We start from the raw sequence: 19,442 nt of genomic DNA on the forward strand, positions 1-19,442 counted from the left end.
GATGAGGCCGGGCCGCGCCACCCGATTCTTGCGCACCCTATACTGTCGGCCTGGACAGCGAGGGAGGAAGGCCATGGGCCACGAAGGAGTGAAGATTTCCGGGCGCGAGCCCGTGCTGCGGGTGATGCCGATGCCGGCCGACATGAACGGCAACGGCGACATTTTCGGCGGCTGGGTCATGGCGCAATGCGACATCGCCGCCGCGATTCCGGCCATGCGCCGCGCGCGCGGCCGCATCGCCACCGTGGCGGTGAACTCCTTCCTGTTCAAGCAGCCGATCTCGGTCGGCGATATCGTCAGTTTCTACGCCGAGATCGTCAAGGTCGGCCGGACCTCGATTAGCGTCGATGTGCAGGTGTTTGCCGAGCGCAACCCGAGCCATCCGGTGGTGGTCAAGGTGACCGAAGCGCAATTCACCTATGTGGCGATCAACGACGACGGCAGCAAGCGCGAAGTGCCTGCGCCTTAAGGCGCTTCGTCCTGCCTCGGCGATCGGCGTGCAACGCTACTTTTGCATCCACTGCCGCTTTTCGTTCAGCCACCACCAGCCCGGCCGCCCTTGCTTGATCCATTCCGTGCCGAAGGTATGCGAGGCGTAGGGCAGCCAGATGTCCAGATCCTCGCCGCCGTGGCCCACGGCGATCGACGCCTGATTGAGCAGCAGCGCCCGGTCGCGGTTTTCGGCGCGCAGCAGGTCGCGCACCTGTTCGCGCCGGGTTGTGTCGCGCAGGGCGACGAAGCCGCTCGCGGTGTTGCCGATGACGCCTGCGTCCAGCCAGGGCTTCAGTTGCGGATAGCGGTCGCGCAGGCGCTTGATGGCGCGAGTGAGGTCGCCGCCGGAGTAGGGCAGCCTGTCGATTTCAGTGTCCGGCGCCTGGGCGTAGACCAGGGCCGCGACCTTCTGCGCCTCGACTTTTGTGCCGCCGGCGCCGGTATAGACCTCGATGTTGCCGCAGGCGCTCAGCAGCAGCGCGGCGGCGCCGGCTCCCAGCAGGCGGCGCAGAACATGAGTAACAGCAGCATTGATCGGTCCGGACATGTCGCTCTCCCTCTCGTGAGGATTGATGCCGCCGTCAGCCCAGCGCCGACTTCAGGGCTTCGATCTGATCCGTGCGCTCCCAGCTCAGCGCGATGTCGCCGCGGCCGAAGTGGCCGTAGGCGGCGGTCTGGCGGTAGATCGGCCGCGCCAGGTCGAGCATGGCGATGATGCCGGAGGGCGTCAGGCGGAAGACCTGGCGCACCGCGACTTCCAGCGCCTCGGCGGAAACATGGCTGGTGCCTTGCGTATCGATCATCACCGACACCGGCTCGGCAACGCCGATGGCATAAGCGATCTGGATCAGGCAGCGCCGGGCGATCCCGGCGGCGACGATGTTCTTGGCGATGTAGCGCGCCATGTAGGCGGCCGAGCGATCGACCTTGCTCGGGTCCTTGCCGGAGAAGGCACCGCCGCCGTGCGGGCAGGAGCCGCCATAGGTATCGACGATGATCTTGCGCCCGGTGAGGCCGGTGTCGCCGTTGGGCCCTCCGATCTCGAAGGGTCCGGCGGGATTGACGAAGAGGCGGAAGTCCGGCGTGCGCAATTTCAGCGGCAGCAGCGGATCGATGATTTCGCGTGTGACTTCCCGCGTTACCCATGCCGGATCGAGGCCGCGTTCGATCTGCGTCGAGATCACCACGTCGGCGATGCCGGCCACCTTGTGCCCCTCGTAGCGCACCGTGACCTGGCTCTTGGCGTCGGGACGCAGCCAGGGCAGGGCGCCGGACTTGCGCAGTTGTGCCTGACGCTTGACGAGGCGATGCGCCAGCCAGATCGGGTAGGGCATCAGGTCCGGCGTTTCGTCGCAGGCGAAGCCGAACATCAGGCCCTGGTCGCCGGCACCGAGCGTGCCGTCGGCGTGCACCACGCCCTTGTTGATCTGGATCGACTGGTGGTTGAAGCGCACCTGGACTTCGCAATGCTCGGGGTCGATGCCGGTCGCGGCGTCCGTGTAGCCGGCGTCCGTCAGCACCTGGCGCGCGATGCCCTCGGCGCGGCCGCGGACTTCCTGGAACAGGGTCTCGTCGGAGGTGCGGAACTCGCCGGCGATGACGATCAGGTTGTCGGCGACCAGGGTTTCGCAGGCGACCTTGGCGGTCGGCTCGCGGGCCAGGAAGGCGTCGAGGATCGCATCCGAAATCTGGTCGGCGAGTTTGTCCGGGTGGCCCTCCGAAACGGATTCGGAGGTGAACAGGTAGGAGCGTGCGCTCATTCCAAAAATCTCAGGTCAGTCCGCAGATTACGCAGATTTACGCAGATTAAATTCGTAGTCATCTGCGTAAATCTGCGAAATCTGCGGATAAATGTTTTTTCACTGGTGCATGGCTCAGTCAAACAAAATCACTTGGCGCACGGCCTCTCCGGCGGCGAGGCGATCGAAGCCTTCGTTGATCTGGTCGAGCTTCAAACGGTGCGTGATCAGCTTGTCCACCGGCAGCCGGCCGGCCTTGAACAAGTCGATGTAATGCGGAATGTCGCGCGCCGGCACCGCCGAGCCGAGGTAGCTGCCTTTCAGCGTGCGTTCTTCGGCGACCAGATTCACGGCCGGCACGTTGAACGTATGCGACGGCGGCGGCAGGCTGCAGGTGATGGTGGTGCCGCCGCGCCGGGTCATCCTGTAGGCGAGGTCGAGCGCCGCCACCGCGCTCGCCGCCTCGATGGCGACATCGACGCCACCCCGGGTTGCGGCCTTGACCTGCGCCACGAGGTCGGGATCGTCGGCACGGAAGGCTCGCGTCGCACCGAGCGCCAATGCGGTTTCGAGTTTCGCCGGCAGGGTATCGATGGCGATCACTTCGCGGGCGCCGGCAGCGAGCGCGCCGAGCACGGCGGAGAGGCCGACGCCACCGAGGCCGATCACCGCCACGGTCTGCCCGAGCCTGACCTGCGCCGAGTTGATCGCCGCGCCGACGCCGGTCAACACGGCACAGCCGAAGATCGCCGCGACATCGGGCGGCAGGTCGGGGGCGACCTTGACCAGCGAGCCGCGATTGCACACGGCATATTCGGCGAAGCAGGAAACGCCGACCTGATGGTTGAGCGGCGTGCCGTCGACGCGCGACAGATGGCGGTGGCCGCCGACCATGGTGCCGGCGGTGTTGGCGGCGGCGCCCGGCTCGCACAGGGCGGGGCGGCCTTCGAGGCAGGGTAGGCAGTGGCCGCAACTGGGCACGAAGACCAGCGCCACGCTGTCGCCGCGCTTGAGATCCGTCACGCCGGGGCCGGTTTCCTCGACGATGCCGGCGGCTTCGTGGCCCAGTGCCATCGGCATCGGCCGCGGCCGGTCACCGTTGACGATGGACAGGTCGGAGTGGCACAGGCCGGCAGCCGTGATCCGCACCAGCACTTCGTTCGGACCCGGCCCGGCGAGATTGACGGTCTCGATGGCGATCGGGCGGGTCTGCGCATAGGGGCGCGGTTGCTCCATCTGGCTGAGGACGGCGGCGCGGATTTGCATGAAATTTTCTGCCTTGCTTGGGTTAATCGGAACCAGTCTACAGGATTAGATTTGCTCCCATGGCAAATCCCCGCTATTCGCTTGCCGCACTGCTTGCCAGTTCGACGCTGGTGCTCGGCGCCTGCGGCGTCCTGCCCTACGGCACGCAGTCGCCGGCGCCGGTGGTTTCGTCGCGAGCCGGCGCAGAGGCGCAGGGAGTCGGCGCTGGCGACACGGCGAATATCAACGACAAGGCCAACGACGTCGTGCTGTTCGCGCTGGGGCTGATCGAAACCGGCTACCGTTTCGGCGGCAAGAACCCGGAAGCCGGGCTGGATTGCAGCGGCATGGTCAGCTACGTCTACCAGAAGTCGGCCGACATGCGCTTGGCCGGCTCGGCAGCCGATCTCGCCCGACAGGGCAAGCCGGTACCGCCGGATCGACTGCGTCCCGGCGACCTGGTCTTCTTCAACACGCGCAACAAGGCCTATTCGCACGTCGGCATCTACATCGGCGACGACCGCTTCGTGCATGCGCCGAACAGCCGCGGCAAGGTGCGCACCGAGAGCCTGAGGAACGGCTGGTTTGCGGCGCGCTTTGAGGAAGGCCGCACCTATTTCGACTGAGGCCGTTCCTACCCGGAACCCGGTAGTCAAAATACGAGCTTGCCGGTATTCCACGCCTTCTCCGGCCGCCTTATTCTTTGCCGCAATGCAGGGCAATCCTGGTGGTTGTCCATCCAGCAATCCGCTACTCCTGCCTCACGCAATGTGGGGCTTTCGACTCCGGCCTGAGCAATCTCGCCGGATCTTTTTTTGTTGACCCGGCTCTCGCGCCGGATGCAACATTCCTGCATCGGCAATCAGGGAGGACCGCAATGAACACCTTGACCAAACTTGCGCTCGGCATGATGGGGGCCATGCGGCCGAAGCCCGCCACGGGCGATTCGGCGACGTCGATCTCACTGCCGCCGCCGGAACGGCATGGCGGGCTGCCCTTGATGGAAGCGCTGGCCCGGCGTCGCTCGTCGCGCGATTTTGCGCGCGACCCCTTGCCGTTGCCGATGCTGTCGAACCTGCTCTGGGCCGCCTGCGGAATGAACCGGGCCGAAGGCGGGCGCACCGCACCTTCGGCCTTGAATGCCCAGGAAATCGATGTGTACGTCGCCTTGCCGTCGGGCGCCTATCGCTATGAAGCCACGGCCCATGAATTGCATCTGGTGGCCGCGAGCGACCTGCGAAGCGTCACGGGCTACCAGGATTTCGTCGATGAGGCGCCGCTGGACCTGGTGTATGTGGCCGATCACCGGCGGATGGGCATGGTGCCGGTGGCGCAGCGCGAGTCCTATGCCTCAACCGCGGCCGGCGCGATTGCGCAGAACGTGTACCTGTTTGCCGCCAGTACCGACTTGGCTACGGTAATCCGCGCCTGGATCGATCGCGCGGCGATTGCGGATGCGCTCGGTCTGTCACACGACCAGCAGGTCCTGCTGGCCCAGACCGTCGGCTATACGAAGCCGGCGGCTTAGTCGAAAATCTTCTTGAAAATGCTCTTCTGGTCCCAGTCGCAGAGCTTCTTGCCGATCGGGTAGAGCTCTTCGCCGGCGATCAGCCGGGAGGGCGGGGTGTTCTGGCCGTTCACCACGCTGACGATTTCGCGGGTGTCGCAGTTGATCATGTAGCGGCCGGCCTCATCCGGCACGGACGGGCTGCTGGAGCGGTAGAGCGTGAAGGAACGAACCGCGTCATTGCTCTGCACCTTCTCCGGTTCGTAGTACAGCTTCATGCCCTCGATGCTCTGGCGTGCCGCGGCCTTGTCCGAGCTTCCCCATTGCACGGCTTGCTGGGCGAAGGCGGCAGACTGAAGAAAAAGGGCAGCGACGAATGTCAATGCGAGTTTCAGGATCATGCTGGTTTGCTCCTCTGGTCCGTGATGGCAACGCGCGGTCATGCAAGCGACGCGGAATCGAAGTATAGATGAATCGATTGGCCCGCGATTCCGCAGGCGAACGCTGCGAGCCTGCCTACGCGCGGCGCGGCTTGCCGATCACGAAATCCGCCAGCTGGCGCGCCAGCTGGTCGATGTTGCGCGAGCCCTCCGGGCGATACCACTGCACCGTCCAGTTCATCGCTCCCAGCAGGAACAGCCGCGCCACGGGGCTGTCGTCGGCGATCAGGCCGGCACCCTTCAGGTCCTTCAGGACCTTCTGCCACATGGCTTCGTAGCGATCCTTGCGCACCACCAGTTCGGCCAGCACCTCGGGATCGAGGTGGCGGCTTTCATGCAGCAGCGTGGCGGCGAAGTTGCGCCCTTCCGCTTCCAGCAACTGGCCCAGGTGGGCGCGCAGCATGGCCTCGAACGTGGCGCGCGGCGATTTGCCGGTTTGGGCGGCGCGCGCCACCGCATCGCCGATCGCATCCAGGCCTTCCAGCACGACCGCGCGCAGCATGTCGTGCTTGGTCTTGAAGTGGTAGAAGGGCGAACCCGAACGCATGCCGACAGCATTGGCGATGTCGCGGATGGTGGTGGCCGAATAGCCTTTTTCGTGGAACAGCTGCCCGGCGGCGCGCACGATGTCGCCGCGGCGGTTGGGTTCCTCCGTCGTGGCGACGGCCTTACTTTTCGAAGCGGCCATGGCGTCCCTCGCCTTCGCGGAATTTGTCGGCGCCGGATCGCGCATCGCCGCTGGCGAGCGAAATGCGGCCATGGCGGCATTCGTTCCGCAGCGCTTCCTGCAGCGGCAGGCCCCATTGCTCGTAGCTGGAAAGCCGGTCCTGGCGCATGCAGGTCTGCGGAAAGGCGGCGATCTGCGCGGCCAGGGCTTCCGCCGCGGCGCGCGCCGTGCCGTCCGCCACCACGCGATTGGCGAGGCCCATGGCCAGCGCCTCGTCGGCGCCGACCGGCCGGCCGGTGAGGATCAGGTCGAGCGCGCGCGAATGGCCGATCAGGCGCGAGAGCCGGATCGTGCCGCCGTCGATCAGCGGCACGCCCCAGCGCCGGCAGAAGACGCCGAAAGTTGCCGATTGTTCGACCACGCGCAGGTCGCACCAGAGCGCGAGCTCCAGGCCGCCGGCAACTGCGTAGCCCGAGACGGCAGCGATCACGGGTTTGCTCAGCAGCATCCGGGTCGGGCCCAGCGGCGCATCGCCCTCCTCGCTGAGCTGCCATTCATCGGGGTTGGCGACAAAGGATTTCAAGTCGGCGCCGGCGCAGAAGTGGCCTTGCGCGCCGCACAGCACCGCGACGGAGGCATCGGGATCGGCATCGAAGGCGCGGAAGGCATCGGCCAGCGCTTCCGCCGTGGCGCGGTCGATTGCATTGCGCGCGGCGGGGCGGTCGATGATGACCGTGGTTACCGCGCCGTTTCGCTGGATGTGAATTGTCATCGGGGAAAAGATCTATCCGCAGATTACGCAGATTTCCGCAGATTCAGATCCGGCAACCACATGCAGTTCAATCTGCGCGAATCTGCGTAATCTGCGGATAAATTGGTTTTCCTGTGTCACGTCGGCCTCAGCACCGATTCATGGTCGAAGTCGCCGGTCTTCCCTTCGCTGACGGCGACCAGCTGGGGGTACATGCGCACCATGTCGGCCACCAGTTCGTCGTAGGGCAGGTCGTCGAACTCGCCGCGCTGCTTGACGTATTCCATGTGGCGCTGGTTGGCCGAGTTGTAGGGGTGCATCTGCGAGTCGTGCTCGCCGTCGAAATCCAGTGGCAGCACGCCGAAACGCCGGCACATTTCGATGTTGAAGGCCGGCGTTGCCTTGACCCATTTGCCGTCGAGCCACAGGCTGACATAGCCGTGCCAGGCGTAGATGTCGGTGCCGACCAGGCGCGCCAGCTTTTCGGTGGAGAGGTGGTTCTTCACGTCGGCAAAGCCGGGCCGCGCCGGGATGCCGACCGCGCGCAGGCAGGCGGCATACGCCAGTGCCTTGTTCACGCAATAGCCGACGCCCTTTTCCAGCGTGGTACTGGCGCGCAGCGCTTCCCGTTGCATGCTGGCGCTGTAGGGGTCGTAGCGGATGCCGTCGCGCACCGCGTAGTAAAGGCACAAGGCCTGCTCTTTCGGCGTGTCACCAGCGCCGACTGTTGCGGCAACGAACTCGCGGATCGCGGGATGCTCGTGATCGATGAATTCGGTGGCAGCCAGCCAGGCGGGATTGATCGCCGTCATCAGGTTTGACCCGGCCAGGCGCGATCGAGCAGCGTCCTGAAATCCGTCGTTGCCGCCAGCGTGCCGAAGGCCGCGCCCCAATGATTGGGCGCCAGGCGCGAGGCACAGAAGGCCTCGCTCACCGGAGCCGGCGCGTGGCGCAGCAGCAGCGCGCCCTGCATCGCCAGCGCGATGCCCTGCGTCAGTTCGCGGCCGCGGGTTTCGATGTCCTGCGGGTTGGCCAGGCCGTCCTTCAGCTTCGCGGCGAAGGCGTCGAAGGCGCGGTTCTTTCCCAGTGCCGGCGCGATCTCGGCCGCCAGCACGTCGACGCTCTTCGGATGGCGCCCCATGGCGCGCAGCGTGTCGAGGCACATGACGTTGCCCGAGCCTTCCCAGATGGAGTTGAGCGGACTCTGCTTGAACAGGCGCGGCATCGGGCCTTCATCGACGTAGCCGTTGCCGCCGTGCACCTCCATCGCCTCGGCCACCATGGCCGGGCAGCGCTTGCAGATCCAGAACTTGGCCACCGGCGTCAGCAGGCGGCGCAACAGGTTTTCCGACTCATCCTCCTGCGCGTCGAAGGCGCGCGCCAGGCGCATCGACAAGGCGGTGGCCGCCTCGGTTTCCAGCGCCAGGTCGGCCAGCGTGTTTATCATCAGCGGCTGGTCGCGCAGCAGCTTGCCGAAGGCCGAGCGCAGGCCGACATGGTGCATCGCCTGCGACAGCGCGCCGCGCATGATGCCGGTGCTGCCGATCGCGCAATCCAGCCGCGTATACACGCCCATTTCCAGCACGGTCGGAATGCCGCGTCCTTCCTCGCCCACCAGCCAGCCCTGCGAGCCCCAGAACTCGGCCTCGGTGCCGGCGTTCGAGCGGTCGCCCATCTTTTCCTTGAAGCGCTGGATGCGCAGTTCGTTGAGGCGCCCATCGGGCGTCCAGCGCGGCACGAAGAAGCACGACAGGCCCTTGGGCGATTGCGCCGTGACGAGGAAGGCGTCGCACATCGGCGCCGAGAGAAACCATTTGTGGCCGGTGATGCGCCAGGAGCCGTCGTCCATACGCTCGGCGCGTGTGGTGTTGGCGCGCACGTCTGAACCGCCCTGCTTTTCGGTGAGGCCCATGCCGATCAGCACGCCGGTCTTCTGCGCCGCCGGAATGAAGCGCTTGTCGTAGTCGCGCGAGAGCAGTTTCGGCATCCAGTCGCGGGCGATCTCCGGCACATGTTTGAGCACCGGCACCGCGCCGTAGGTCATGGTGGTCGGGCACAGCGAGCCGTCCTCGATTTCGGCGAACATGACGTAGGCCGCTGCGCGCGCGACATGCGCGCCCGGTTTCGGATCGGCCCAGGGCCCGGTGTCGCAGCCGTGGCGCTTGAGCCAGCCCAGGCATTCGTGCCAGGACGGATGGAACTCGACTTCGTCGCGCCGGTTGCCGTAGCGGTCGAACAGCCGCAGTTGCGGCGGATTGGCGTTGGCCAGACGGCCATGCTCGATCCATTCCGCGCTGCCGGTTTCGGCGCCGCGCGCGATCAACCAGTCCTGCGCCCAGCCGGCGCCTTGCTGCGCCACGGCTTCCTGCAGCGGGACGTTGTTGAGATAGGCGTTGTAGTTCTCCAGCGCATGGGCCTGGTTGAGGACTTCATGCGTAACACTGAGTATCGGCGGGGTCGGGATCATGGCGGGTCCTCTGTTTTCTGAGCGAACATTTTTGCCCCGCCCTGCCGGCTTGTCAACCAAGCGCTTGCTTGGTAGCATGGCCACCCTTCTGATCGAAGACGGAGACCCAGTCATGATGTCGATTCCGCGTACCCTGTTTGAAGAAGATCATGAAGCGTTTCGCGACACCGTGCGCCGCTTCATGGAGCAGGAAGTCGCCCCCCACCATGCGCGCTGGGAGGAACAATCGCATGTCGATCGCGACATCTGGAACAAGGCGGGCGCCGCCGGCCTGCTCTGCGCGACCATGCCCGAGGAATATGGCGGCGTCGGCGTGGACAAGCGCTTCTCGGTCATCGTCATGGAGGAAGCCGCGCGCATCAACGCCACGGGCCTCGGCTGGGGTTTGCATTCGGAAATCGTCGCGCCCTACCTGTTGCATTACGGCAGCGAGCACCTGAAGCAGAAATACCTGCCGAAGATGGCCAGCGGCGAAATGGTCGGCGCCATCGCCATGACCGAGCCGGCCGCCGGTTCCGACCTGCAGGGCGTGCGTACCACGGCAGTGAAGGACGGCGACCACTACATCGTCAACGGCTCGAAGATCTTCATCACCAACGGTTACCTCTGCGACCTCGTCATCGTCGTCGCCAAGACCGATCCGGCCAAGGGCGCCAAGGGCACCAGCCTCTTGGTGGTCGATACCTCGATGCCCGGTTTCACCAAGGCCAAACCCCTGCACAAGGCCGGGATGAAGGCACAGGACACCTGCGAGCTGTTCTTCGACAACGTGCGCGTGCCGGCGGAAAACCTGCTTGGCGAAGAGGGCAACGGCTTCGTCTACCTGATGCAGGAACTGCCCTGGGAGCGGCTGCAGATCGCCGTGATCGCGATGGCCTCGGCCGAGGCGGCGATCGACTGGACCGTGGCCTACACCCGCGAGCGCAAGGCCTTCGGCCAGGAGATCATGAAGTTCCAGAACACCCGCTTCAAGCTGGCCGAGCTCAAGACCGAGGTGCAGATCGGCCGCGTCTTCGTCGATCGCTGCGTCGAACTGCTGCTGAACAACAAGCTCGACCCGGCAACCGCCTCGATGGCCAAGTACTGGTGCACCGATTTGCAGTTCAAGGTGATGGACGAATGCGTGCAACTGCACGGCGGCTACGGCTACATGTGGGAATATCCGATCACCCGCGCCTGGGCCGACGCCCGCGTGCAGCGCATCTACGGCGGCACCAATGAAATCATGAAAGAACTCATCAGCAGGAGCCTGTAATGACCGAAGCCTTCATTTTCGACGCCGTGCGCACGCCGCGCGGCAAGGGCAAGCAGGGCGGCGCGCTGAACCAGGCGACGCCGATCTATCTGGCCGCCACCGCCTTGCGCGCGCTGCGCGACCGCAACGCGCTGGACACCTCGAAGGTCGACGACGTGGTGCTCGGGTGCGTCGAGCCGGTGGGCGAGCAGGGTGCCGACATCGCCCGCGTCGCCGCCTTGTATGCCGACTACGCCACCAGCGCGCCGGGCGTCACCGTCAGCCGCTTCTGCGCCTCGGGGCTGGAGGCCTGCAACCAGGCCGCGGCGCAGATCATGTCCGGCCAGGCCGACCTCGTCGTCGGTGGTGGCGTCGAGTCGATGTCGCGCGTGCCGATGTTCTCCTCCGGCGGCGCCTGGCCCATCGATCCACAGGTGGCGGCGAAGACCGCCTTCGTGCCGCAGGGCATTTCGGCCGACCTGATCGCGACCAAATGGGGCTTTTCGCGCGCCGACGTCGACAGCTATGCCCTCGAATCGCAGCGCCGCGCCAAGGCCGCCTGGGATGCGGGTCACTTCAAAAAGTCCATCGTGCCGGTGAAGGACATCAACGGCCTCAACATGCTCGACCGCGACGAATACATGCGGCCGGAAACCACCCTGGAATCGCTGGCCTCCCTGAAGCCGGCGTTCCAGGAACAGGGTGAAAACTACGGCTTCAACAGCGTGATGCTGCAGCGCTACCCGGAAGTTGAGCGCATCAACCATGTGCATCACGCCGGCAACAGTTCGGGCATCGTCGATGGCGCGGCGGCGGTGCTGTTCGGCACCAAGGAAATGGGCGCGGCGCTGGGCTTGAAGCCGCGCGCGCGGATACGCTCCTTCGCCTCGATCGGCTCCGAGCCGTCGATCATGCTGACCGGCCCTTCGTATGCCGCGGAAAAGGCGCTCAAGCGCGCCGGCATGAAGGTGGGCGACATCGACCTGTTCGAACTCAACGAAGCCTTCGCCGCGGTGGTGCTGCGCTTCATGCAGGTGCTCGACGTCTCGCACGACAGGATGAACGTCAATGGCGGCGCGATCGCCATGGGCCATCCGCTGGGCGCCACCGGCGCCATGATCCTCGGCACCCTGCTCGACGAGCTGGAACGCCGCGATCTTTCCACCGGCCTCGCCACGCTCTGCGTCGGCGCCGGCATGGGTACGGCAACCATCATCGAGCGAGTCTGACATGCTGAATTACACCGTAGATGCAGAAGGCATCGCCACCGTCGAATTCGATTACCCGGAAAAGTCGCAGAACATCCTCAACGCCAAGTCGATGGGCGCCTATGCCGACGCCATGCAGAAGGCGCTGGCCGATCCGGCCGTGAAGGGTATCGTCGTCGCCTCGGCGAAGAAGGACTTCATCGCCGGCGGCGATCTTGCCGAACTCGGTGCGGCGACCGACGCCGCGGCCTTCCATGCCAGCATCAGCGCCTGGCACAAGCTGATGCGCGCCATCGAACTCGGCGGCAAGCCCGTCGCGGCGGCGCTGAACGGCACCACGCTGGGCGGCGGCATGGAAGTCGCGCTCGGCTGCCATTACCGCGTCGCGGCCGACAATCCGAAGGCGCGTTTCGGCTTCCCCGAAGTCACGCTGGGCCTCTTGCCCGGCGCCGGCGGCACGCAGCGCCTGCCGCGCCTGGCCGGCATGATGGCGGCCGCGCCCCTGCTCATGGAAGGCAAGCGCATCAAGGCGGCCGAGGCGCAGAAGATCGGCATGATCCACGCCGTGGTGACAGTCGGCGCTGAGCGCACGGCGGCACGGCAGTGGGTGGCGGACACCCTGGCGGCCGGCACCAAGCCGCTGCAGCCCTGGGACATGAAGGGTGCCAAGATTCCCGGCGGCGGACCGAATACGCCCAACGGCATGCAGATGCTGATGGCGGCCAACGCCATGCTGCGCGAGAAGACCTGCGACAACTATCCGGCGCCCAAGCACATTCTTTCCTGCGTCTATGAGGGACTGTCGACCAACATCGACACCGGCCTCGCCATCGAGGCGCGCTACTTCACCAACCTGGTGATGTCGCCGGTCTCGAAGAACATGATCCGCAGCCTGTTCTTCGGCATGCAGGAAGCCAACAAGCTGGCTTCGCGGCCGGCCGGTGTGCCGACCCAAAAGTATTCGAAGATCGGCATGCTCGGCGCCGGCATGATGGGTGCCGGCATCGCGATGTCGACCGCGACGGCCGGCATGGCCATCGTGCTGCTCGACACCACGCAGGAGGCGGCAGAGAAGGGCAAGGACTACGCGCGCAAGCAGTGGAGCAAGCAGGTGGCGAAGGGCCGCATGACGGCCGACGCCATGGAGGCGCTGCTGGCCCGCATCCATCCCACCGCAGACTACGCCGATCTCAAGAGCTGCGAACTGGTCATCGAAGCCGTGTTCGAGAAGCGCGAGATCAAGGCCGACGTGACGAAGAAGGCCGAGGCCGTGCTTTTGGCAGACCCGGCGCCGGATGCGATCTTCGCCTCCAACACCTCGACCCTGCCGATCACCGGCCTGGCCGAAGCCAGCGCACGCCCGGCCAACTTCATCGGCCTGCATTTCTTCTCGCCCGCCGAAAAGATGCCGCTGGTGGAAATCATCGTCGGCAAGGCCACCAGCGACGCGACCCTGGCGCGCTCGATGGACTACGTGCGCGCCATCGGCAAGACGCCGATCGTGGTCAATGATTCGCGCGGCTTCTACACCAGCCGCGTGTTCGGCACCTATGTTTCGGAAGGCATGGCACTGCTCGAGGAAGGCGTGCCGCCGGCGCTGATCGACAAGGCCGGCCTGATCGCCGGCATGCCGGTCGGCCCGCTGGCGCTGGCCGACGAGGTCTCGATCGAACTGGTGCACAAGATCGCGCAGCAGACGCGAGCCGACCTCGGCAGCGCCTATGTCGAACGCGCCGCCGATCGCGTCGCGGCGAAGATGGTGGCCGACCTCGGTCGGCTCGGCCGCAAATCGGGCGCCGGCTTCTACGACTACCCGGCCGACGGGCCGAAGCATCTGTGGTCCGGACTGGCTCAGCACTTCCCTGTAAGAGTCGGCGCCGACGGCACGGCGGCATTGACGCTGGAACAAATCGTCGAGCGCCTGATCCTGGTGCAGTCGGTGGAAACCGTGCGCTGCCTGGAAGAAAAGGTGCTACGCGCGCCGATCGACGCCGACGTTGGCGCGATTCTCGGCTGGGGCTACCCGCCCTTCCGCGGCGGTCCGATCGGCTGGCTGCACACGCTCGGCTCGGCAAAATCCGTGGCCGCGCTGGACCGCTTGGCGGAACAAAACGGCCCGCGTTTCACGCCGCCGAAATTGTTGCGCGACATGGCCGCAAGGGGTGAAAACTTCTACCCGGCTTGATGCATAATCGGCCCCTCAAGCAAACTCGGCAGACTCGCAAAGAGCGCCAATAAGTAAATTTCTCCCGGAGGAGATATCGGGTGTTGCAGCTCCTGCAATTGATCGTCAGCGGGGCAGCGATCGGTTGCATTTATGCGCTGATCGCGCTCGGCTTCGTGCTGATTTACAAGGCGACCGAAACCGTCAATTTCGCCCAGGGCGATCTGATGATGATCGGCGGCTTCATCGGCTTGACGGCCATGACCGTGGCCGGTTTGCCCTTTGCCCTTGCCTTCCTTCTGACCATCGTCGCCATGGCGCTGTTCGGCATGGGTACCGAACGCCTCGTGCTGCGCCCGCTGCTCGGCCAGCCGGCCTTCACCGTGGTGATGATGACCATCGGCCTGGGCTACCTCGCGCGCGGCCTGGTGACCATGATTCCCTACTGGGGCACGGAAACCCACACGCTGCCGGTGCCCTACAAGGACGAGGTGATCTGGCTCGGCGGCGAAGGCACCGGCCTGGTGGTGTCGGTGGAGCATCTGGTGATCATCCTCGCCACGGTCGCCCTGGTCGCGCTGCTTTATCTTTTCTTCCGCTACACGCGCCTCGGCATTGCCATGCAGGCGACTTCGCAGAACCAGCTCGCGGCCTTCTACATGGGCATTCCGGTGCGCCGCGTGAACATGCTGATCTGGGGCCTGTCGGCCGCCATCTGCGGCGTCGCCGGCCTGCTGCTGGCGCCGATCACCTTCGTCCATGCCAACATGGGCTTCGTCGGCCTCAAGGCCTTTCCGGCGGCGGTGGTCGGCGGCTTCGGCAGCATTCCCGGCGCGCTGGTCGGCGGCCTGGTGATCGGCATCGTCGAGTCGCTGTCCGGCTTCTACCTGCCGGAAGGTTTCAAGGACATCGCGGCCTATGTCGTCGTGCTGATCATGCTGGTGGTCAAGCCCAATGGCCTGTTCGGCGACAACCTGACGAAGAAGGTGTAGCCGCCATGCACTTCATTTTCAAGACCCGTTACGAGCAGGACATTTCGCTGTTCAAGCACGGCGGCCAGCGCTTCTGGTACGCCGCATTGGCGCTGGCACTGCTGGCGGCGCCCTGGCTGCTTTCGGAATACACCCTGTCGCAGATCACCTTCATCGGCATCTATGCCATCGTCTGCCTCGGCCTGATGCTGCTGGCCGGCTTTACCGGGCAGGTCTCGCTGGGCCACGCCGGTTTCCTCGCCATGGGCGCCTACACCGAAGCCTACCTGCAGGGCCTCGGCTGGCCTTTCCTGATCTCCCTGCCGATGTCGGCGCTGGTGGCCGGCATTACCGGCATCATGATCGGCCTGCCGGCCTTGCGGGTGAAGGGCATGTACCTGTCGATCGCGACGCTGGCCTTCGGTTTCATCCTCGAGGAAGTCGTGGTGCGCGCCGAGCACATCACCGGCGGCAATGCCGGGCGCCAGCTCGGCAACCTGACGATTGCCGGCATCAACTTCGACGACGGCACCCACTTCTATTACCTCGTCACCGGCATTGCGGTGCTCTGCATCCTCGGTGCGCTGAACCTGCTGCGCAGCCCGACCGGCCGCGCCTTCGTCGCGATCCGCGATTCGGAAGTGTCGGCGCAGAGCATGGGCATCAACCTGGCGCACTACAAGACCACGGCCTTCGCCCTGTCGGCGGCGCTGGCCGGCATTGCCGGGGCGCTCTACGCGCACAAGATCCGTTTCATCACCCCGGATCAATTCGGCTTCCTGCAATCCATCGAACTGCTGATGATGGTGGTGATCGGCGGCCTCGGCTCGATCCAGGGCGCGATTTTCGGCCCGGCCTTCTGGTTCCTGGTGCAGCAGCTGATCGTCACCGGCAAGGACTGGCTGCCGCCCGCGCTGGGCCAGCAGACCGGATTGCAACCGACGATTTTCGGTTTCATCCTGATCGCCATCGTGCTGTTCGAGCCGCTCGGCCTGTATGGGCGCTGGCTCAAGTTCCGCACCTTCCTCGAAATCTTTCCCTTCTACCGCAAGGGCATGTTCAAGCGCCAAAAGAGCTACATGAAGTCGGAGAGGATGAAATGACCACGCCGATGCTGCAGGCCGTGAACCTGTCGGTCCAGTTCGGCGGCCTGAAGGCGGTGAATAACGTCTCTTTCGACGTCTGGCCCAACGAGGTGTTTTCGCTGATCGGTCCCAACGGCGCCGGCAAGACGACGATATTCAACCTGATCTCGGCGCTCTACCGGCCGACCTCGGGCGAGGTGCGTTTCGAGGGCGAGGTGATTTCGCGCATGCCGCCCTATGTTGTCGCCCGTCACGGCATTGCCCGCACCTTCCAGAACATCGAACTGTTCGAGCACGCCACCGTATTGCAGAACCTGCTGGTCGGTCGCCATTGCCACCGCCACACGGGATGGCTCCAGGACATGCTGTTTACCGGTTCGGTGCGCCGCGCCGAACTCGAATTCCGCCGTCAGGTGGAGGAAGTCATCGAGTTCCTCGACCTCCAGCATTATCGCGACAGCATGGTCGCCGGCCTGCCCTACGGCGTGCGCAAGGTGGTCGAACTGGCGCGCGCGCTGTCGATGCGGCCGCGCCTGCTGCTGCTGGACGAGCCCTCGTCGGGACTCAATACCGAAGAGACGGAGGACATGGGTTTCTGGATCGAGGACATCAAGAATGATCTTGGCATCACGGTGATCATGGTCGAGCACGACATGGGGCTGGTGTCGCGCGTCTCCGACCGGGTGCTGGCGCTGAACCTGGGCGAAGTGCTGACGCTGGGCACGCCCGCCGAGGTGCAATCGCATCCGGGAGTGATCGAGGCCTATCTGGGCGGGGTGGACGATGTCTGAAACCGCTCAGCCGATTCTCCAGCTCCACAATGTCGAAGCCGCCTATGGCGCGGTCAAGGCCATCCGCGGCGTCTCGCTCGACGTGGCGCCGGGTTCCATTGTCACCGTGCTCGGCTCCAACGGTGCCGGCAAGACGACGATCCTGAAAACCATTTCCGGCATCCTCGATCCGCAGAAGGGCAGCCTCCTCTTCCGGAGCGACAAGCTGGAAGGCCGCGATCCGGCGTGGATCGTGCGCCAGGGCCTGGTGCATGTACCGGAAGGCCGCGAGATATTTCCCCTGCTGACGGTGCGCGAGAACCTGCTGATGGGCGCCTACACACGGCCTGCGTCGGACAAGGATGCGGTGGCAAAGGACATCGAGGACGTCTTCGCCTATTTCCCGATCCTGAAGGAGCGCCAGAACCAGCCGGCGGGCCAGCTTTCCGGCGGCCAGCAGCAGATGCTGGCGATCAGCCGCGCGCTGCTGGCGAAGCCGACCATGATGCTGCTCGACGAACCGAGCCTCGGCCTGTCGCCGAAGCTGACCAAGGAGATTTTCGAGATCATCGTGCGCATCAACCGCGAGCGCGGCGTGACGCTGCTGGTGGTCGAGCAGAACGCGCACATCGCCCTGCAGTACGCCGACTACGGCTACGTGCTGGAAATCGGCCGCATCGTGATGCACGACACCTGCGCCGCGCTGCGCGAGAAGGACGACATCAAGGAGTTCTACCTCGGTGTAAAAGAGGAGGGAGTTCGCGAGGGCCGACGTTGGAAGAAGAAGAAGACATGGAGATAGACCATGTGGCAGCTTGACGGCAAACGCTACTGGGCCGAGCACGACATCGTCGTCCCCGGCGACAACCTGCCCGAGATGTTCTGGAACGCCGTGGCCAAGCGCGGCGACGCGACGCTGTTCCGCCAGAAGAAGTACGGCCTGTGGCAGAGCCTGTCGTGGGACGAGGTGGGCGCGATCGTGCGTGAAGCCGGCATGGGCCTGCTCGAACTCGGTTTCGAAATCGGCGAGACCGCATCGATCCTCGGCAATACGCGGCAGGAATGGCTGTTTTCCGATCTGGCGGTGCTCTCTTGCGGCGGCATCAGTTCGGGCATTTATCCCACCGACGCGGCGAGCCAGGTCGAATACCTGACGCAGGATTCGAATTCGGTGATCCTGTTCGTCGAGGACGACGAGCAGCTCGACAAGGCGCTGGAAGTGCGCGAACGCCTGCCGCAGCTGCGCAAGATCGTGGTCTGGGACATGGACGGCCTGCGCGAACTCGATGACCCCGGCGTGATGAGTTTCGAGGCGCTGCGCGAACTGGGTCGGCAACGGCTGGCCCGGCTCGGCGCCGAACCGGCCGCCGCCGAGTGGCGCGCCCGCGTGAGCTCGCGCCAGTCGGAGGAACTGGCGATCCTGATCTACACCTCCGGCACCACGGGCAAGCCCAAGGGCGCCATGCTCTCGCATCGCAACATCCTGCAGACCGTGCGCAGCTTCAACATGGTGATCGCCCAGAACGAGGACGACGAGCGCATGTGCTTCCTGCCGCTGTGCCACGTCGCCGAGCGCAACGGCGGCGCCTACTATTCGATCTATACCGGCACCAAGCTGAACTTCGTCGAGAATCCCGAGACCATTCCCGAGAACGTGCGCGAGATCGCGCCGACGGTGTTCGTCGCCGTGCCGCGCGTCTGGGAAAAGTTCTACTCGGGCGTCAGCATCGCGCTCAAGGAGTCCAATGCCTTCGAGCAATGGGCCTATCGGCTGGCGATCGGCATCGGCCTGGAGAAGGTCAAGCGCTACGAGGCGCGGCAGCCGATCGGCAGCGGACTCAATTTCGCGCACTGGCTGGCGCGTGTGTTGGTGCTGAACAATGTCAGGAAGCTGATCGGCATCCATCGCAGCCGCATGCTGATCACCGGCGCGGCGCCGATTTCGCCCGACCTGGTGCGCTGGTACATGGCGCTCGGCGTGCCGATGCTGGAAGTCTGGGGCATGACGGAGACCGGCGGCGGTTCGACCGCGATGCCGATCGAGCGCATCAAGCCGGGTTCGATCGGCGTACCCGGCACCATGAACGAGGTCAAGCTCTCCGCCGAGGGCGAGATCATGGTGCGCGGCCCGAACGTCTTCATGGGCTACCTCAACCAGCCGGAAAAGACCGCCGAGACCATCGATGCCGAGGGCTGGCTGCACACCGGCGACGTCGGTACCGTCGATGACGAGGGCTTCTACCGCATCTCCGACCGCCTCAAGGACATCATCATCACCGCCGGCGGCAAGAACATCACGCCCTCCGAGCTGGAAAACCAGCTCAAGTTCTCGCCCTATGTCACGGACGCCGTGGTGATCGGTGACAAGCGGCCCTACCTGGTCTGCCTGATCATGATCGATCAGGAGAACGTCGAAAAGTTTGCCCAGGACAACGACGTGCCCTTCTCCAACTATCTGAGCCTGACCCGTTCGGCGGAAGTCCAGAAGCTGATCGAAGGCGAGATCGAGCGGGTCAACAAGCAGTTCGCCCGCGTCGAGCAGATCAAGAAATTCCGCCTGCTCGAGAAAAAGCTGGGCGCCGAGGACGAGGAGTTGACCCCGACCATGAAATTGAAGCGTAAGCTAGTGAGCCAAAAATACGCCGAGCTGATCGAGTCGATGTATCGCGACTAGGTGGGTTACGGTGGTCGTCTTAACCGGC

At 65.0% G+C, this 19,442-nt stretch carries 19 protein-coding genes; 11 read left to right on the forward strand and 8 right to left on the reverse strand.

Going from position 1 to position 19,442, the window contains the following annotated elements; all coding sequences use genetic code 11:
- Positions 1-73: 73 nt before the first annotated feature.
- The gene (locus SUTH_RS00375; protein ID WP_041096209.1) at positions 74-469 is read left to right on the forward strand and encodes an acyl-CoA thioesterase; all 396 of its coding nucleotides are present in this window, start codon (positions 74-76) and stop codon (positions 467-469) included.
- A gap of 36 nt (positions 470-505) precedes the next feature.
- Here SUTH_RS00375 and SUTH_RS18130 read toward each other — a convergent pair whose 3' ends face one another.
- From SUTH_RS18130 to SUTH_RS00390, 3 genes are all read right to left on the reverse strand, one after another.
- Positions 506-1,039 (reverse strand): DUF1318 domain-containing protein, encoded by a 534-nt coding sequence (locus tag SUTH_RS18130; protein ID WP_052472988.1) that lies wholly within the window; start codon positions 1,037-1,039, stop codon positions 506-508.
- A gap of 34 nt (positions 1,040-1,073) precedes the next feature.
- A complete protein-coding gene (gene metK, locus SUTH_RS00385) occupies positions 1,074-2,252 on the reverse strand; it encodes a methionine adenosyltransferase (protein ID WP_041096211.1) in 1,179 nt (392 codons plus the stop codon).
- A gap of 114 nt (positions 2,253-2,366) precedes the next feature.
- Complete coding sequence (locus SUTH_RS00390) at positions 2,367-3,497, reverse strand: zinc-dependent alcohol dehydrogenase family protein (RefSeq protein WP_041096213.1); 1,131 nt, start codon at positions 3,495-3,497, stop codon at positions 2,367-2,369.
- Positions 3,498-3,556: 59 nt separating this feature from the next.
- On the opposite strand from SUTH_RS00390, the gene SUTH_RS00395 reads away from it, so the two are divergent.
- On the forward strand, positions 3,557-4,102 hold the full coding sequence (locus tag SUTH_RS00395) for a C40 family peptidase (RefSeq protein ID WP_052472990.1): 546 nt from the start codon (positions 3,557-3,559) through the stop codon (positions 4,100-4,102).
- 251 nt (positions 4,103-4,353) lie between these two features.
- Positions 4,354-5,004, forward strand: coding sequence for a SagB/ThcOx family dehydrogenase (locus tag SUTH_RS00400; RefSeq protein ID WP_041096217.1), 651 nt, complete (start codon positions 4,354-4,356; stop codon positions 5,002-5,004).
- Here SUTH_RS00400 and SUTH_RS00405 read toward each other — a convergent pair.
- The 5 genes from SUTH_RS00405 to SUTH_RS00425 form a co-directional block, all read right to left on the reverse strand.
- Positions 5,001-5,384, reverse strand: a complete 384-nt coding sequence (locus SUTH_RS00405; protein WP_041096219.1) for a hypothetical protein — start codon at positions 5,382-5,384, stop codon at positions 5,001-5,003. The two genes, SUTH_RS00400 and SUTH_RS00405, sit on opposite strands and share 4 nt — an antisense overlap.
- A gap of 115 nt (positions 5,385-5,499) precedes the next feature.
- Positions 5,500-6,111, reverse strand: a complete 612-nt coding sequence (locus SUTH_RS00410; protein WP_052472991.1) for a TetR/AcrR family transcriptional regulator — start codon at positions 6,109-6,111, stop codon at positions 5,500-5,502.
- Entirely contained in the window at positions 6,092-6,862 is a 771-nt protein-coding gene (locus SUTH_RS00415; protein WP_041096221.1) for a crotonase/enoyl-CoA hydratase family protein, read from the reverse strand. The genes SUTH_RS00410 and SUTH_RS00415 overlap by 20 nt, the downstream gene beginning before the upstream one ends.
- A 116-nt stretch (positions 6,863-6,978) precedes the next feature.
- The gene (locus SUTH_RS00420; protein ID WP_041096223.1) at positions 6,979-7,653 is read right to left on the reverse strand and encodes a transglutaminase-like domain-containing protein; all 675 of its coding nucleotides are present in this window, start codon (positions 7,651-7,653) and stop codon (positions 6,979-6,981) included.
- The gene (locus tag SUTH_RS00425) at positions 7,653-9,308 is read right to left on the reverse strand and encodes an isovaleryl-CoA dehydrogenase (protein ID WP_041096225.1); all 1,656 of its coding nucleotides are present in this window, start codon (positions 9,306-9,308) and stop codon (positions 7,653-7,655) included. Before SUTH_RS00425 ends, SUTH_RS00420 begins: the two co-directional genes overlap by 1 nt.
- Positions 9,309-9,384: 76 nt before the next feature.
- Between SUTH_RS00425 and SUTH_RS00430 the strand changes: the two genes are divergently transcribed.
- From SUTH_RS00430 to SUTH_RS00465, 8 genes are all read left to right on the forward strand, one after another.
- Entirely contained in the window at positions 9,385-10,563 is a 1,179-nt protein-coding gene (locus SUTH_RS00430; protein ID WP_231851071.1) for an acyl-CoA dehydrogenase family protein, read from the forward strand.
- Entirely contained in the window at positions 10,563-11,771 is a 1,209-nt protein-coding gene (locus SUTH_RS00435) for an acetyl-CoA C-acetyltransferase (RefSeq protein ID WP_041096227.1), read from the forward strand. The genes SUTH_RS00430 and SUTH_RS00435 overlap by 1 nt, the downstream gene beginning before the upstream one ends.
- A gap of 1 nt (position 11,772) precedes the next feature.
- A complete protein-coding gene (locus SUTH_RS00440) occupies positions 11,773-13,935 on the forward strand; it encodes a 3-hydroxyacyl-CoA dehydrogenase NAD-binding domain-containing protein (RefSeq protein WP_041096229.1) in 2,163 nt (720 codons plus the stop codon).
- Between the two features lie 80 nt (positions 13,936-14,015).
- Positions 14,016-14,906 carry a branched-chain amino acid ABC transporter permease gene (locus SUTH_RS00445; RefSeq protein WP_197539624.1) on the forward strand — a complete coding sequence of 297 codons (891 nt, stop codon included), beginning with the start codon at positions 14,016-14,018 and terminating at the stop codon, positions 14,904-14,906.
- 5 nt (positions 14,907-14,911) lie between these two features.
- The gene (locus SUTH_RS00450; protein ID WP_041096232.1) at positions 14,912-15,988 is read left to right on the forward strand and encodes a branched-chain amino acid ABC transporter permease; all 1,077 of its coding nucleotides are present in this window, start codon (positions 14,912-14,914) and stop codon (positions 15,986-15,988) included.
- Positions 15,985-16,761, forward strand: coding sequence for an ABC transporter ATP-binding protein (locus tag SUTH_RS00455; protein ID WP_041096234.1), 777 nt, complete (start codon positions 15,985-15,987; stop codon positions 16,759-16,761). Before SUTH_RS00450 ends, SUTH_RS00455 begins: the two co-directional genes overlap by 4 nt.
- Positions 16,754-17,542 (forward strand): ABC transporter ATP-binding protein, encoded by a 789-nt coding sequence (locus SUTH_RS00460; RefSeq protein ID WP_041096236.1) that lies wholly within the window; start codon positions 16,754-16,756, stop codon positions 17,540-17,542. Before SUTH_RS00455 ends, SUTH_RS00460 begins: the two co-directional genes overlap by 8 nt.
- Before the next feature lie 3 nt (positions 17,543-17,545).
- Complete coding sequence (locus tag SUTH_RS00465; RefSeq protein ID WP_041096238.1) at positions 17,546-19,414, forward strand: AMP-dependent synthetase/ligase; 1,869 nt, start codon at positions 17,546-17,548, stop codon at positions 19,412-19,414.
- Positions 19,415-19,442 lie beyond the last annotated feature (28 nt).

Source organism: Sulfuritalea hydrogenivorans sk43H, from assembly GCF_000828635.1.
Lineage (GTDB): Bacteria > Pseudomonadota > Gammaproteobacteria > Burkholderiales > Rhodocyclaceae > Sulfuritalea > Sulfuritalea hydrogenivorans.

Bases quoted from the DNA above. Each gene is read 5' to 3' on its own strand.
- SUTH_RS00375 (WP_041096209.1), top strand. From the start codon at position 74: ATGGGCCACGAAGGAGTGAAGATTTCCGGGCGCGAGCCCGTGCTGCGG.
- SUTH_RS18130 (WP_052472988.1), bottom strand. From the start codon at position 1,039: ATGTCCGGACCGATCAATGCTGCTGTTACTCATGTTCTGCGCCGCCTG.
- metK (WP_041096211.1), bottom strand. From the start codon at position 2,252: ATGAGCGCACGCTCCTACCTGTTCACCTCCGAATCCGTTTCGGAGGGC.
- SUTH_RS00390 (WP_041096213.1), bottom strand. From the start codon at position 3,497: ATGCAAATCCGCGCCGCCGTCCTCAGCCAGATGGAGCAACCGCGCCCC.
- SUTH_RS00395 (WP_052472990.1), top strand. From the start codon at position 3,557: ATGGCAAATCCCCGCTATTCGCTTGCCGCACTGCTTGCCAGTTCGACG.
- SUTH_RS00400 (WP_041096217.1), top strand. From the start codon at position 4,354: ATGAACACCTTGACCAAACTTGCGCTCGGCATGATGGGGGCCATGCGG.
- SUTH_RS00405 (WP_041096219.1), bottom strand. From the start codon at position 5,384: ATGATCCTGAAACTCGCATTGACATTCGTCGCTGCCCTTTTTCTTCAG.
- SUTH_RS00410 (WP_052472991.1), bottom strand. From the start codon at position 6,111: ATGGCCGCTTCGAAAAGTAAGGCCGTCGCCACGACGGAGGAACCCAAC.
- SUTH_RS00415 (WP_041096221.1), bottom strand. From the start codon at position 6,862: ATGACAATTCACATCCAGCGAAACGGCGCGGTAACCACGGTCATCATC.
- SUTH_RS00420 (WP_041096223.1), bottom strand. From the start codon at position 7,653: ATGACGGCGATCAATCCCGCCTGGCTGGCTGCCACCGAATTCATCGAT.
- SUTH_RS00425 (WP_041096225.1), bottom strand. From the start codon at position 9,308: ATGATCCCGACCCCGCCGATACTCAGTGTTACGCATGAAGTCCTCAAC.
- SUTH_RS00430 (WP_231851071.1), top strand. From the start codon at position 9,385: ATGGCCACCCTTCTGATCGAAGACGGAGACCCAGTCATGATGTCGATT.
- SUTH_RS00435 (WP_041096227.1), top strand. From the start codon at position 10,563: ATGACCGAAGCCTTCATTTTCGACGCCGTGCGCACGCCGCGCGGCAAG.
- SUTH_RS00440 (WP_041096229.1), top strand. From the start codon at position 11,773: ATGCTGAATTACACCGTAGATGCAGAAGGCATCGCCACCGTCGAATTC.
- SUTH_RS00450 (WP_041096232.1), top strand. From the start codon at position 14,912: ATGCACTTCATTTTCAAGACCCGTTACGAGCAGGACATTTCGCTGTTC.
- SUTH_RS00455 (WP_041096234.1), top strand. From the start codon at position 15,985: ATGACCACGCCGATGCTGCAGGCCGTGAACCTGTCGGTCCAGTTCGGC.
- SUTH_RS00460 (WP_041096236.1), top strand. From the start codon at position 16,754: ATGTCTGAAACCGCTCAGCCGATTCTCCAGCTCCACAATGTCGAAGCC.
- SUTH_RS00465 (WP_041096238.1), top strand. From the start codon at position 17,546: ATGTGGCAGCTTGACGGCAAACGCTACTGGGCCGAGCACGACATCGTC.